Annotated in this window: 12 protein-coding genes; 9 read left to right on the plus strand and 3 right to left on the minus strand. The window is 71.9% G+C overall.

Annotated elements, in window-relative coordinates:
* Nucleotides 1–27 precede the first annotated feature (27 nt).
* From AB0K07_RS12305 to pdxY, 4 genes are all read left to right on the plus strand, one after another.
* Nucleotides 28–903, plus strand: a complete 876-nt coding sequence (locus AB0K07_RS12305; RefSeq protein WP_363753884.1) for an alpha/beta hydrolase — start codon at nucleotides 28–30, stop codon at nucleotides 901–903.
* A gap of 84 nt (nucleotides 904–987) precedes the next feature.
* Complete coding sequence (locus tag AB0K07_RS12310) at nucleotides 988–1,959, plus strand: pyridoxal-phosphate dependent enzyme (RefSeq protein WP_363753886.1); 972 nt, start codon at nucleotides 988–990, stop codon at nucleotides 1,957–1,959.
* Between the two features lie 91 nt (nucleotides 1,960–2,050).
* Nucleotides 2,051–3,013, plus strand: a complete 963-nt coding sequence (locus AB0K07_RS12315; protein WP_363753888.1) for a hypothetical protein — start codon at nucleotides 2,051–2,053, stop codon at nucleotides 3,011–3,013.
* A gap of 85 nt (nucleotides 3,014–3,098) precedes the next feature.
* Nucleotides 3,099–3,950: a pyridoxal kinase PdxY gene (pdxY, locus tag AB0K07_RS12320; RefSeq protein ID WP_363753890.1), complete on the plus strand. Its 852-nt coding sequence runs from the start codon at nucleotides 3,099–3,101 to the stop codon at nucleotides 3,948–3,950.
* A 101-nt stretch (nucleotides 3,951–4,051) separates the two neighbouring features.
* Here pdxY and AB0K07_RS12325 read toward each other — a convergent pair whose 3' ends face one another.
* Entirely contained in the window at nucleotides 4,052–4,642 is a 591-nt protein-coding gene (locus tag AB0K07_RS12325) for a TetR/AcrR family transcriptional regulator (RefSeq protein ID WP_363753892.1), read from the minus strand.
* Between the two features lie 90 nt (nucleotides 4,643–4,732).
* Here AB0K07_RS12325 and AB0K07_RS12330 point away from each other — a divergent pair, with 90 nt between their 5' ends.
* From AB0K07_RS12330 to AB0K07_RS12350, 5 genes are all read left to right on the plus strand, one after another.
* Nucleotides 4,733–5,488, plus strand: a complete 756-nt coding sequence (locus tag AB0K07_RS12330) for an SDR family oxidoreductase (protein ID WP_363753894.1) — start codon at nucleotides 4,733–4,735, stop codon at nucleotides 5,486–5,488.
* A gap of 99 nt (nucleotides 5,489–5,587) precedes the next feature.
* A complete protein-coding gene (locus AB0K07_RS12335) occupies nucleotides 5,588–6,304 on the plus strand; it encodes an isocitrate lyase/phosphoenolpyruvate mutase family protein (RefSeq protein WP_363753896.1) in 717 nt (238 codons plus the stop codon).
* A gap of 66 nt (nucleotides 6,305–6,370) precedes the next feature.
* On the plus strand, nucleotides 6,371–6,895 hold the full coding sequence (locus AB0K07_RS12340) for a PadR family transcriptional regulator (RefSeq protein ID WP_363753898.1): 525 nt from the start codon (nucleotides 6,371–6,373) through the stop codon (nucleotides 6,893–6,895).
* On the plus strand, nucleotides 6,892–7,572 hold the full coding sequence (locus AB0K07_RS12345; protein ID WP_363753900.1) for an ABC transporter ATP-binding protein: 681 nt from the start codon (nucleotides 6,892–6,894) through the stop codon (nucleotides 7,570–7,572). The genes AB0K07_RS12340 and AB0K07_RS12345 overlap by 4 nt, the downstream gene beginning before the upstream one ends.
* Entirely contained in the window at nucleotides 7,569–9,722 is a 2,154-nt protein-coding gene (locus AB0K07_RS12350) for an FtsX-like permease family protein (protein WP_363753902.1), read from the plus strand. The genes AB0K07_RS12345 and AB0K07_RS12350 overlap by 4 nt, the downstream gene beginning before the upstream one ends.
* Nucleotides 9,723–9,789: 67 nt before the next feature.
* Here the strand turns inward: AB0K07_RS12350 and AB0K07_RS12355 are convergent, their stop codons facing one another.
* Complete coding sequence (locus AB0K07_RS12355) at nucleotides 9,790–10,329, minus strand: DinB family protein (RefSeq protein ID WP_363753904.1); 540 nt, start codon at nucleotides 10,327–10,329, stop codon at nucleotides 9,790–9,792.
* A 151-nt stretch (nucleotides 10,330–10,480) separates the two neighbouring features.
* Complete coding sequence (locus AB0K07_RS12360; RefSeq protein WP_363753906.1) at nucleotides 10,481–13,351, minus strand: glycosyl hydrolase; 2,871 nt, start codon at nucleotides 13,349–13,351, stop codon at nucleotides 10,481–10,483.
* Nucleotides 13,352–13,369 lie beyond the last annotated feature (18 nt).

Here is a 13,369-nt window from a genome sequence, read left to right on the forward strand (position 1 = left end):
CCACCCGAGTCGCGGAGGGTCCGGGGCATGTTCGAGGGCTTCGAGGAGTTCGACATCCCCACGTCGGGGGCGACGATCCACGGACGCCGGGGCGGGAGCGGGCCCCCGGTCCTGCTTCTGCACGGCATTCCCGAGACGCACCTCATGTGGCATCGCGTAGCGCCGCGGCTCGCCGAGAGGTGCACCGTGGTCGTCACCGATCTGCGCGGCTGGGGCGACAGCGGCAAACCGCCGAGCAGCGCCGACCATGAGCCGTACAGCATGCGGGCGATCGCCCGCGACCAGATCGAGGTCATGCGACGTCTGGGCCATGAGCGGTTCCGGCTCGTCGGGCACGATCGCGGGGCACGGTGCGCCTATCGTCTCGCGCTCGACGCACCGGACGTCGTCACACGCCTGGCCGTCATGGACGTCGTCCCGGTCGGCGACGTGTACGACCGTGCCGACATGGCGTTCAGCCGCTCGTACTGGGTCTGGTCCTTCCTGTCCGCACCGGCGCCGGTGCCGGAGCGGTTCATCGACGCGGCGCCCGCCGTCCTCGTGGATTTCATGCTCGACACGTGGCCCGAGGTGAAGGACGCGTTCCCGGCCGAGGTGCGAGCCGCCTACGTGCGGCAGTTCCGTGATCCCGCCACCGTCCACGCGATCTGCGAGGAGTTCCGGGCCGCGGCGACGCTGGACTACCAGCAGGACGAGGTGGACCGCGGCAACCGGAAGATCGCCTGCCCGCTGCTGTTTCTCTGGAGTCAACGGGGTCAGGTCGCGAAGCTCTACGACGACCCGCTCGCGATCTGGAGGGAGTGGGCCGACGACGTTCGTGGCGGGCCGGTCCCGGTGGGGCACTTCATCCCGGAGGAGGCTCCCGAGGAGACCGCCCGGCAGTTGCTGGATTTCCTGACGTAGAGCCGTGACGAGCGGCGGTGCCTGGCGGGCGTCGTCGGCCCGATATCGTCACGCTGCCCCACCCGACGCCAAGGAGCCACCAGCATGTCCGCACCGATCGTTCCGCTCACGCTCGGCACCTGGCCCACACCGGTGGAGCCGATGCCCCGCCTGGCCATCGCTCTCGGGCTCGGTCGCGACGACCTCCTCATCAAGCGGGACGACCTCAGCGGCCTCGGCGGCGGTGGCAACAAGATCCGCAAGCTGGAATGGACGGTCGCCGAAGCGCTCGCGAACGATGCCGACACGCTGGTCACCACGGGAGCGCCGCAGAGCAACCATGCCCGGCTCACCGCCGCGGCCGCCGCGCGCCTCGGCCTGCGTGCCGTGCTGGTGTTCCCGGGCGAACCCGGGCCGACGCGGTCCGGCAACCTCGTCCTGGACGCCTTCCTCGGCGCCGAGATCGTCTTCACCGGTGTGCAGAGTCGGCAGGCGCTCGCGGACGCCGCCACCCAGGTGTGCGAGCGGCTTCGTTCCGACGGTGCGCGTCCGGCCCTCATCCCGTTCGGCGGCTCCAGCGCGTTGGCGGCTCGCGGCTACGCGCAGGGCGGCGAGGAGTTGCTGTCCCAGGTGCCGGGCCTGCGTACCGCCGTCGTCGCACTCGGCTCGGGCGCGACGATGGCCGGGCTCGTCGCGAGCCTGGGCACGGACCGCACGCTCGGTGTCGACGTCGGGGCCGTCGACGACCCCCGGCAGCGCGTGGCGGCGTTCGTCGCCCCGCTCTCGCCGGATGTCCGCCCCGACGACCTGCGCGTCGACCGTGACCAGATCGGCAGCGGCTACGCGAGCCTGACCGCGCCGGTCGAGGAGGCGCTGACACTCGTCGCCCGACTCGAAGGCATCATCTTCGATCCCACGTACACCGGGCGGGCGATGGCGGGACTCATCGCGGCGGCCCGGCGCGGCGAGATCGCACCGGGCGACACGACGGTCTTCCTCCACACGGGCGGGCTTCCCGGGGTGTTCGGGCACCCTGAGGTACCGGCGTTCGCCGGACGCGTCGAAAAGATCAACTGACGGCGGATACGCGGCCTGCGGCCGGGAGACAGGGCGGTGTCCTGACCCGGCCCGTGGTTGGATGTGCGCCGTGCGGCTGTCTCCTCGATCGGTGTGCTGGTCGGTGGTTGCCGGCGCGGCGGCAGTGCATGTGGCCGGCGCGCTGTCGGGCGCGTGGGTCCTCGCGGGGCAGGCGACCGGGGTGGCGCTGACCGGCCTCGCGGTGATCGTGTTGCTCGGTGCCGGGCGGGGCCGCCTCGCCGTGGCCGCTGGTGTCGGCGTGCTCGCCGTCGACGCCGTGGTGTCGGCGAAGGGCTCGGACGGGCCGAAGTACCTGTCGCCGTTCTACGCGCCGCTGAGCGCTCCACGTCCGTCCGTCGGCGAGGATCTCGCGTGGCTGGGGGAGGCGTTGTCGGCGCAGGCCACGCAGCACTGGCCGGCGTTGCTGGGCCTGTTGCTGATCTGCGGTGGATCCGTGGTGACGTTGGTCGACCGGCCGAGCACCGGTGCGCGGTGGCCACGCTGGGTCGCGTGGGTCGTCGTCGCAGGGGTGTCCGTCATCCTGCTCGCCGACGTCGTCGGAGGGGAATCATTCCGGCTGCCGGTCGCGTTCGCCGTCCAGTTGCCGACCATGGTGGCGGTTGCCGCCGGGCTGACGGTGCTCGTGGTGGCCGCCGGCCGGCAGCGGCGGTTCGGCTTCCCGGCGATGCTGGGGGGCTTGCTGCTGACCGTCGCCGTGCTCGACGCCGACCTGGCGGCGGTGGCGCCGATCCGGCCCGGTGTCGTGTTGGAGATGCACTCGTTCAGCAACCAGGCCGCGTTCCTTGAACCGGGCATCCGCTTGCACACGGAGGGCGGGGTGGCGCTCGGCCACGCTTCCTCGCCCGGCCTGGTGGCGGCACCGTTGCTGGCGCTCCTGCCGGTCCTCGCGATCGCACTGCTCGTGCTTGCGGCACCGACCCGGGGTCGTGGGCTCAGCCGCGATGACAGCGATGACGGGGCGCGAGGCGTGGATCCGGGCGACGGGGATGACCGGCGCGGCGACGGTCCCGTACCGGAGGGCACCGGACCGTAGGTGGGAGCGGAGGGCCTGAAGTGGGCCACCCGACAGAAATGGCGGGTGCTGGTGTGCGATCGGCGTGAACCGCCATGATGGGGCGGTGAAGATCCTGTCCATCCAGTCTTCGGTCGCCTACGGGCACGTCGGCAACTCGGCGGCGGCCTTCCCCCTTCAGCGGCTCGGGCACGAGGTCTGGCCGGTGCTGACCGTCCACTTCTCCAACCACACCGGGTACGGCGCGTGGCGCGGGCCGCTGCTGGAGCCGGCCCAGGTGGCCGAGGTGATCACCGGCATCGCCGAGCGCGGCGTCCTCGGCAGCGCCGACGCCGTGCTGTCGGGCTACCAGGGCGACCCGGCGATGGGCGCCGTGATCCTCGACGCCGTGGACAAGGTGAAAGAGGCCAACCCGGCCGCGGTGTACTGCTGTGACCCGGTGATGGGCGACGTCGGCCGCGGCATGTTCGTCCGGCCGGGCATCCCGGAGTACATGCGGGACGTCGTCGTCCCGCGCGCCGACATCATCACCCCGAACCATTTCGAGCTGGACTTCCTCGCCGGCCGTACGACGAACTCCCTTCCGGAGCTGCTGGAGGCGGTCGACGTGGTGCGCGCGACCGGCCCGCGGCACGTCCTGGTCACCAGCGTCCTGCACGACGACGTGCCGGTGGGGTCACTGGAGGTGGTCGCCGTGTCGGACGAGGGCGCCTGGGCGGTCACCACGCCGCTGCTGCCGATCAACCCCAACGGCGGCGGAGACGTCACCGCGGCGCTGTACCTCGCGCATCTGTGGACGACGGGCTCGCCCGCGACGGCGCTGGAGCGCACCATCGCCTCCGTCTTCGCCGTCCTGGAGGCCACCCTCGCGGCGGGCACCCGGGAGATCCAACTGATCGCCGCCCAGGACGCGATCGCCGAGCCGCCGACCAGGTTCACCGCCCGGCAGCTGCGCTGACCCACGGGCATGCACCGCCGGATGCTCCAGCTCGATCCGGAACCGTCGGCGGTCGGTCGGTGAGAGGTGTGGCCAGCGTCCGGTGGAGGCGACCGCCCGCCTCAGGCGTCCGGTAGGAGCTGGTCGGCGAGGGCACGCGCCGTCGCGGTCAGTTGGTCGATGCCGAGGCCGGTGCGCCCCATGAACACGAGTCCCTGCTGCGCGGCGAGCAGTGCGCGCGCGGTCTCGATCGGGTCGGCGTCGCCCGGCAGGTCGCGTTCGCCCTGGGCTCGTACGACGCACTCGGCGACCAGGGCGGTGGTCGCTTCGTAGGTGCGCCGGGCCTCCGCCAGGACGTCGGCGTCGGTGGTGGCGAGCTCGCAGGTGCTGTTCGCCATGAGGCAACCGCGCCGGGCGGCCGCTCCGCCCGGATCCCTGACCGGCGCCATCACGAACGCCCGCAGGGCGTCGAGGGCGCGGGGAGTGGAGGTCAGCATCTCCCGCAGGTAGCCGCCGCTGGTGTCGGTGTAGCTGCGCAGCGCCCGGAGGAAGAGCTGGTGTTTGTCGCCGAAGGCGCCGTACAGGCTGCCCTTGCCCAGCCCACTGACGCGCATGAGGTCCTCCAGCGAGGTCGCGGCGTAACCGGCGTCCCAGAACTGGTCCCGGACGGCGCGCAACACCTGCTCCTCGTCGAACTGTCGTGGTCTGGCCATGTGACCAGCGTAGCAATTATTGACCGGACGGTCCACCAAACGTATGGTGGACCGGTCAGTCAAGAATTCGGTGCGGTGGAGGAGACACTCATGTCACAGCTTCTTCGGGGCAAGGTCGCCCTCGTCACGGGCGGATCGCGGGGTCTCGGCGCGGCCACGGCCCGTTCCCTGGCCGACGAGGGCGCGGACGTCGCGATCACCTACGTCGGCTCGGCCGACAGGGCCGCCGAGGTCGTCGACGAGTTGACCGGCCGGGGCGTATGCGCCGCGGCCTTCCAGAATGACCAGGCGGACGGCTCACGAGCGCCCACGCTCATCGACGACGTCGTCGCCCGATTCGGCGGCCTGGACATCCTGATCAACAACGCCGCCATCTCGGTGGAGCAGGGTAGGAAGGTCGACGACCCAGAGGCGGACATCGCCGCCCTGGACCGGATGCACGCCACGAACTACACCGGGGTCATCGCGATCATCCGCGCGGCGGCCAAGGTGCTGCGTGACAACGGCCGCATCGTCACCATCGGTTCGGGCATCGGGTCCCGGGTGGGCGTTCCCGGCCTCGCCGACTACGCCGCGACCAAGGCCGGGCTCGTCGGCTACACCAGGGGAGTCTCCCGTGACCTGGCGCCACGCGGCATCACGGTGAACATGGTGCAGGCCGGCCTGATGATGACCGGCATGGAGCCGCCGGACCCGGAGGTCGTCAAGACCCTGGTGTCGAACCTCGCCATCCAGCGGTTCAGTGACCCGGCCGAGACCGCGGCGGCCATCACCTTCCTCGCGAGCCCCGCCGCCTCGTACGTCACCGGCGCCGTGCTCGACTCCAACGGTGGGTACACCGCCTGACCCGTCCTCCGGACCTCCCCGCGTTGCCCGGGTTATAGCGTGGGTTCGCCGCACTCGGTTCGCGCGGCTGCCCCCACATTTTCTGGAGATGTGCACGAGATGACCGCGTCCACCTTCCGCGCCCTGCACCACGGCCGTGCCGCCGGCGACCCGCTCGTCCTGCCGGGGCCGTGGGACGCGGCCAGCGCCCGGGCCCTCGCCGACGCCGGCTTCCCGGCGCTCGCCACACCGAGCGCCGGGATCGCCGCTTCGCTCGGTTACGAGGACGGCTCCACCCCGCCCGACGAGATGTTCGCGGCGGTGGCGAGGATCGCCCGGGCCGTCTCCGTGCCGGTGTCCGCCGACGTCGAGGGCGGTTACGGCCTCGCGCCCCGGGAGTTGGTCGGACGGCTCCTGGAGGCGGGCGCCGTCGGCTGCAATCTGGAGGATTCCGAGGGCCACGCCACGCTCAAGGACCCTCAGCGGCACGCGGACTGGCTGGCCGAGGTGCGGGCGGAGGCGGGTGACGCGCTCTTCATCAACGCGCGCGTCGACACGTTCCTGGTCGGCACCGGCGATCCGGCCGATGCGGTGGCGCGCGCCCGTCTCTACGTGGCTGCCGGCGCCGACTGCGTGTACCCGCTCCTGGCGCCGCCCGAGGTGCTCCCGGTGCTGCGGCAGGGCATCGAGGGCCCCATCAACATGGCGGCCGGAACGGACCGGGAGTCGGTGGCCGAGCTGGCACGGCTGGGCGCCACCCGTATCACCTTCGGTCCGGGGATGCAGCGGTACGCGGCGCGGGCGATCGGCGACCTGGCGGCGCAGCTGCGCGACTGACACCCGGCGTGCCGGTAGAAACCCGGGGTATATACGCGGTGTATACCTCCGGTGTATGGTGCTCGCATGAGCGTTCCACTGACCCTCCTCGGCCTGCTCGATCGCGAGCCCAGCCACGGGTACGACCTCAAGCGCGAGTACGACGCGTACTTCGGGCGTGGTAAGCCGCTGCCGTTCGGCCAGGTCTACTCGACCCTCAGCCGCCTGGCTCGCGACGGCAAGGTGGTGATCAGCGAGGTCGGGCCCGGCGAGGGCCCCGACCGCAAGCGCTACATCATCACCGACCTGGGCGCGACCGAGGTCGAGCAGTGGTTGACCCAGCCCGTCGAGCCGGAACCGCACCTGCAGACCGTCCTCTTCGCCAAGGTCGTCCTCGCCCTGATGCTGGACCGTCCCGCCGACGAGTACCTCGACACCCAGCGCAGCGCGCACCTGCAGCGGATGCGTGAGCTCACCGAGATCAAGCGCGGTGGCAACCTCGTCGACGCGCTGCTCGCCGACCACGGGCTCTACCACCTGGAAGCCGACCTCAGGTGGATCGAGATGACCGGCGCCCGGCTGGACGCCCTCAGGAAGGCGGTACGGCCATGACCATCGCGATCGAAGCGAGAAACGTCGTTTTCTCGTTCGGCCAGACCCCGGCGCTCCGGGGCGCCAGCCTCGCCGTGGAGGCGGGGGAGATCGTCGCGATCATGGGGGCCAGCGGTTCGGGTAAGTCGACCTTGCTGCACTGCCTGGCCGGCATCCTGGTTCCGGATTCCGGCGAGGTCCTCTTCGACGGGGCCCGGGTCGACTCCATGGCCGAGGCCCAGCGCAGCAGCCTGCGCCGGGACCGGTTCGGGTTCGTGTTCCAGTTCGGCCAGCTCGTCCCCGAGTTGACCACCGCGGAGAACGTGGCCCTGCCACTGTTGCTGAGCGGCGTCCGCCGGGCCGAGGCGCTGCGCAAGGCGTACGGCTGGTTCGAGCGGCTCGGCCTGGAAGGGCTGGAGCATCGGCGGTCCGGCGAGCTGTCCGGAGGGCAGGCCCAGCGGGTCGCCCTCGCCCGAGGTCTGGTCGCCGGGCCGGAGGTCCTCTTCGCCGACGAGCCGACCGGCGCGCTCGACTCGCTCACCGGCGAGCAGGTCATGGACCTGCTGGTCACCGCGGCCCGTGAGCAGGGCACCACGGTCATCCTGGTCACCCACGAACCCCGGGTCGCCGCGTACGCCGACCGTGAGGTCATCGTGCGCGACGGCCGCGTGAACGCGCCGGACCGGATCGCGTCATGATCCGCTTCGGGCTCCGCCTCGCCGTGGCGGGCGGGCGGGAGGCGCTCACCCGTCTCGTCATCATCGCCTCCGCGGTCGCGGTCGGCGCCGGGTTGCTGCTGGTCACCCTCGCGGGGCTCAACGCCGTGAACGCGCAGCTCACCCGGTACGCGTCGCTCTATCCCAGCGCGTCGGCGGAAGGCGGCGGCGATCCACTGTGGTGGTCCACGCGGGAGGACTACTTCCGCGGCGACCAGATCGTCCGGATCGACGTCGCCGCCTCGGGGCAGGGCTCGCCGACTCCGGTCGGCATCCCGGAGACCCCGGGGCCGGGGGAGTACTACCTCTCGCCGGAGCTGACCACCCTGCTGGCGGCGACCCCCGCCGCTGAACTCGCCGACCGCTACCCCGGGCGCAAACTCGGCACGATCGGCGAGGCCGCGCTGCCGTCACCGGACGCCCTCGTGGTGATCGTCGGCCACACCGTCGACGACGTCGCCGCGCTGCCGCACGCCCGCCAACTCACGAGCGTCGGCGCCGACACTCCCGCGCTGCCGGAGACGGTCGTCGACCTCATCGTCGGGGTCATCGCCGGCGGGCTGCTGTTTCCGGTGTTGATCTTCATCGGCACCGCCACCCGGCTCAGCGCCGCGCGCCGGGAGCAGCGGTTCGCGGCGATGCGTCTGGTCGGCGCGACGCCCCGGCAGATCTCCGTGATCGCGGCGACCGAGGCCGCCGCCGCGGCCGTCGCCGGCACAGCCCTCGGCTTCGCGCTGTTCTACGCGTTCCGCGGCCAGCTCGCCGCGATCCCGTTCACCGGCATGCGCTTCTTCCCCGACGACATGTTCCTGCGACCGCTGGACATCCTGGTGGTCGCGCTCGGCGTCCCCGCCGGCGCGGCGCTGGCGGCATGGGTCTCGCTACGGCGCGTCCGGATCTCCCCGCTGGGCGTCACACGGCAGGTCACCCCCCGGGCCCCCCGCGCCTACCGGCTGATCCCCCTCGTGCTCGGGGTGGCCGAGCTGGCGTTCTTCATCGGCCGCCGGCCCGAGACGTCGGACGGCCAGACCGCGGTGTTCCTGCCCGGCCTCCTGCTCATCATGGCCGGCCTGGTCCTCGCCGGACCCTGGCTCACCATGGTCGGCGCCCGTGTCCTGGCCAGCCGCGCCCGCCGCCCGGCGGCGCTCATCGCGGCGCGACGCCTCGCCGACAACCCGAAGGCCGGCTTCCGGGCCATCAGCGGCATCATGCTCGCGCTCTTCGTCACGAGTGTGTCCATCGGTGTGATCACCACGATCGTCGCCAACCGCGGCCCGGCCCGGATCGGCTCCACGGACGCGGGCACCGTGTCCACCAGCTTCTCCGACGACCAGCCCTCGGTGCCGGACGCGCTCATGGCCGAGCTGCGCGCGATCCCGGGCGTGCGGAGCGCGACTGCGATCCACCGGAACCCGGACCGGATGGCCGATCCCGGCGTGCTCGCTTGCACCGACATCCCGCAGGCGTACGGCCGCTGCGCCGACGGGGTGGCCGTGGCGGCGGTCGCCGAGAGCCTCGTCCCGTTCGGCGAGTCGGCGTCGGCCACCAGGGTCTGGCCCGCCGCGCCGGTGTCCCCGGCGGATCTTCGGCGGCTGCCGGTGGCCTCGATCGTGGTCGGCACCGACGCGTCGTCGGCCTCGGTGGAACGCTCGCGCACGGTCCTCTCGCTGGCCTACCCGGACTTCTGGGTGGCACCGAACGCTCCCGGTGACTTCGAGTCGTCCTTCACCGACCAGCTGCGTGGATGGCAGCAGTTGGCCAACGTCATCATCGTCGCCAGCCTCGGCCTCGCCGGGTGCAGCCTGGCGGTCAGCGTGGTCGGCGGTCTGAGTGAACGCCGGCGCCCGTTCAGCCTGCTCCGCCTCAGTGGCGCGCCGGTGCGGGTCCTGCGCCGCGTGGTCGCCCTGGAGAGCGCCGTACCGATGCTGGCCGTCGCCGTGGTCGCGGTCGGCATGGGCTTCGTCGCCGCCCAGTTGTTCCTCAAGGCGCAGATGGACTACACGCTCACCGCTCCCGGCGTCGAGTTCTACGCGATCGTGCTCGTCGGCCTGGCCGCCTGCCTCGGCATCATCGCGTCCACCCTGCCGCTGCTGGAGAGGATCACCGGCCCGGAGACCGCACGCAGCGAATGATCGCGTGAGCGGCGGGGGAGGCACACCCCCGCCGCTCGCGTCATCACGACAATGGCCGGCACCCGGCTCATTGGCCGGTGCGGCCGTCGATGCACTCGCGCAGCAGGTCGGCGTGGCCCGCGTGCCGGGCGTACTCCTCGATCATGTGCACGAGGACGTCACGGACGCTGACCGTGCCATCGCCGAGGGGCACCTCCCGCCCGAGGTCGTCCTCGTCGAGCGCGTCGAGCCACTGATCGGCCGCCGCGATCTCCGCCTTCCACGTGGCGAACGCCTCCTCGACGACCGCGGGGTCCGCGACGGCGTCGTTGAAGTCCGCGTCCCTGTCGTCGTCACGGCTGAACAGGCGTGGCTGGTCGCTCCTGCCCTGCAGCACGCGCTGGAACCAGCTGTTCTCCACCTTGGCCAGGTGCCGGACCAGGCCGAGCAGACTCATGGTGCTCGGCGGCACAGAGCGGCGGGCGAGCTGTTCGGCGTCGAGACCGCCGCACTTCATGTCCAGGGTCAGACGGTAGTTCGCGAGGTATTCCCGCAGGGTCGCCTTCTCGCCCTTCGGGTTGCCGGAGGTTCGTGGATCGTCGGAGGGGTCCACCCACATGTCGCTCATGGCTGCCGACCCTCCATGACACACCGCGGCGGACGCAAGCGGGTTACCGGACCGGTCGACGTGCAGGGTGTCAGCCGCGGCGTCCGCGTAGCGGCGCGGGGACCGCGCCGCCGCCGGTCGTACCGGACCGGCGGCGGCGCGGACGGGCCGATCAGGAGTACGGCAGCCGGAGTACCGACTGGTTGCCGATGCCCAGGGTGGTCGGGTTGTTGCCGATAGCCGACCAGACCTCCACCCGGACCGTGCCGTTGCTCAACGCCCCCAACGTGCCGGTGGCCGAGGCCAGGCCGGCGCTCTGGGTGTAGTGCTCGTAGCCCGGGACGGGGTCGGTGGCGAAGTAGCGCAGCGTCTCCACCCGCTCCCAGCTGCCGTTGCCGGTCAGGTCGTAGGAGATCCGCACCTGCACGCCGTTGCCGACCGCCGTGCCGGCGTCCACGAACAGGTCGAACGCGGTCTGTCCGCCGGCGTAGGCGAGGTTGAGGCCGGTCGCCGTGAAGACCTGCGGGTTCGTCGGCGTACCGTCGTGGTTCCCGTTGGCCGCCGCGACCGCGGTCGTGGCCGCGCCGCCGGCGGCGCCCAGCCCGCCACCGGGCAGCAGGTACCGCGTCGGCGAGCCCGACGGGGGCGGCGGGTCGGTCGGCGGCGGGTCCGTCGGCGGCGGGGTCCCCGGGGGTACGCCACCGGCGGCGTTGCCGCCGCTCCAGGTGTACGCGCCGGTGGTGGCCGTCCGTCCGGCCGCGACGGTCAGCGTGGTGCCGTTGGAGAACGTCACCGTGATCGGTGTCGCGGTCGGGTTCGACGCCACGTACGTGCGCGCCCCGTTGCGGGAGAAGACCGCCGACAGCGGGTGGTTGGCGGTCACCGTCGTGTCGACCGTGCCCAGCGCCGCGAGGTTGCGGATCCAGTGGAAGGTGTGCGCCCGGCTCTCGCCCTCCTCCGGGGTGTATCCGGGGTTCGCGCGCAGGTTCGCCAGCGCGGCGTCGCCGTCGCCGAGCGCCTGGAACTGCCAGAGGATGTCCTGCCACACCGTCGGCTGCCCGCCGTTGTTGCGGACCAGTTCGGCGTAGTTGGTCCGTACGTACGCCGGGCTGTTGCCCAGGTAGAGGTGCCCACCGGTGACCGGCAGCAGGTTGATGCCCTGGATCATCTCCGGCTCGCCGCTGAACCAGGTCGCGTACGCGCCGCCGTCACCCCAGACCATGCCGACCGTCGAGTGCCCGAACGCGGCGGGGAAGTTCTGGTCGCTGACGTCGAACCAGTACTCCTGGATGGCCGCGGCCTGGGTGGTGTAGAGGAAGATGCCGGCGTCGCGGACGGCGGTGTTGCCCGTCACCTGCCCCCACTGGATCAGGGCGTTGGCGAAGTTCATCCCCTCCGACGACGACTCCTGGTTGTTGCCGGAGCCGAACGAGCCGTGCCCGGACGCCCAGTCGTGGCCGGCGTAGATGTCGAAGTCGCGCAGGTAGGGGAAGCGGGTGTCGTCGCGGCGGTAGTTGTTGGCGTCCCGGATCAGCAGGTCCACCATGCCGCCGTAGCGGCTGGTGGCGGCCCACGCCGGGTCGAACTTGGCCAGCGTCGCGGCGGCGGCGATGTAGTAGCCGTAGTGGAAGTGGTGGTCGTTGAGTTCCTGGTCGGAGCCGTACGAGGCCGGGTAGCCGATCAGGGTGCCCCAGTTGGCGTCGTAGTAGAAGAGCCGGCTGGTCTTGCCGCTGGACGCGGTGAACCAGTCGGTGAGCGTGCTGCGGATCGCGTTCAGAGCGCTGTCCCGCGTCGCGGTGTCGTTGACCAGGTCGGCCACCTCGGCGAGCCGGGCGGCTCGGCCGAGCCCCTTGCCGGTCCAGTACGTGTCACCGCCGCGCTGGTCCATCGGGTTCGCCCGGGCGGCGGCCAGGTGACCGTTGAGCGTCGCCAGGTCGGCGCCGCTGCCGTCGCCGACGGCCGGCAGTTCCGGCAGGACGCCCTGGAACTTCATGGCGGTACGGAACTGGTTGACGCCGGTCAGCACCTTCATCCGTCCGCGCGCCGACGGGTAGGTCGGCGTGATCGGAGTGGAGCCGGCCAGCGACTTCCACTGGTGCGGGTAGAGGCTGACCACGGTCTGCGTGGCGGATCCCTCCCGGGCCGTCGTGGTGAACGCGTACGTGGTGGTCAGCCCGCTGGTCGCCTGGTCGTAGGCGTACGAGACGCTGGTGCCGGTGACGTGGGCGTGCGCGTACCGGCCGTAGGTCGCGGCCAGGTCGGCGCGCTCCGCCGTGCTCGACGTCGGCGGCAGGAGGGCGACCGAGAAGTAGCCCCGACCGGCCAGGGTGGAGGAGATCCGGCCACCGCTGACGGTCCAGCTGGCGCCGCTCGGCGCATACCCGACGTAGTCGTGGCCGTTGACCCGGAAGCCGACCGTGGCGCCGCTGTTGGACCAGACGTCCGCGGTGCCGGTCGCGCTGATCACCGCGTCCCCACCGGTGGTCTGGAAGTACGCGAAGGGCAGGCCGTGGCCGATCGTGGCCCGCAGGGTCCGCGCTCCATCGCTCCAGTACGGACTGACCGTCCAGTCGGTCCAGCCGTCGACCTTGACCAGGGGCGCGCCGAGCCCGGCCACGCCGACCCGGATGTCCTGGACGTACGGGTAGTGGTACTCGCCGACCCCCGTCGCCGTGCCGCTGATGGCGGGCGTGGAGTTGGCGGAGAAGCCGAGGCCGTCGGTGAAGGTGTCGTACGAGATCGGGTGGGCGTGCAGGGGCTCGCTGAAGGCGCAGTCGGTGCGCTTCCAGAGCAGCGACGACCACCAGTCGTTGGTGGGTACCGCACCGGCTGGCGCGTTGGCGGTGGCGAACTGCCGGGGGTTGCTCGACATCGGGCCGCAGCCGGTGGGTAGCGGGCCGACCGGGGTGGTGGTGTAGCTGCCGGCGCCGACGGGTGCGGCCACCGCGGGGCGGGTGACGGAAATCGCGAGGCCGCCGGCCACCAGGGTCAGAGCGGTGGCGGCGGCCAGGATCCATCGGCGGTGGGGGACGGGAGGTTTCACGGTGCCTCCATCGCGTGT

Source organism: Micromonospora sp. NPDC049301 (assembly GCF_040678715.1).
Lineage (GTDB): Bacteria > Actinomycetota > Actinomycetes > Mycobacteriales > Micromonosporaceae > Micromonospora.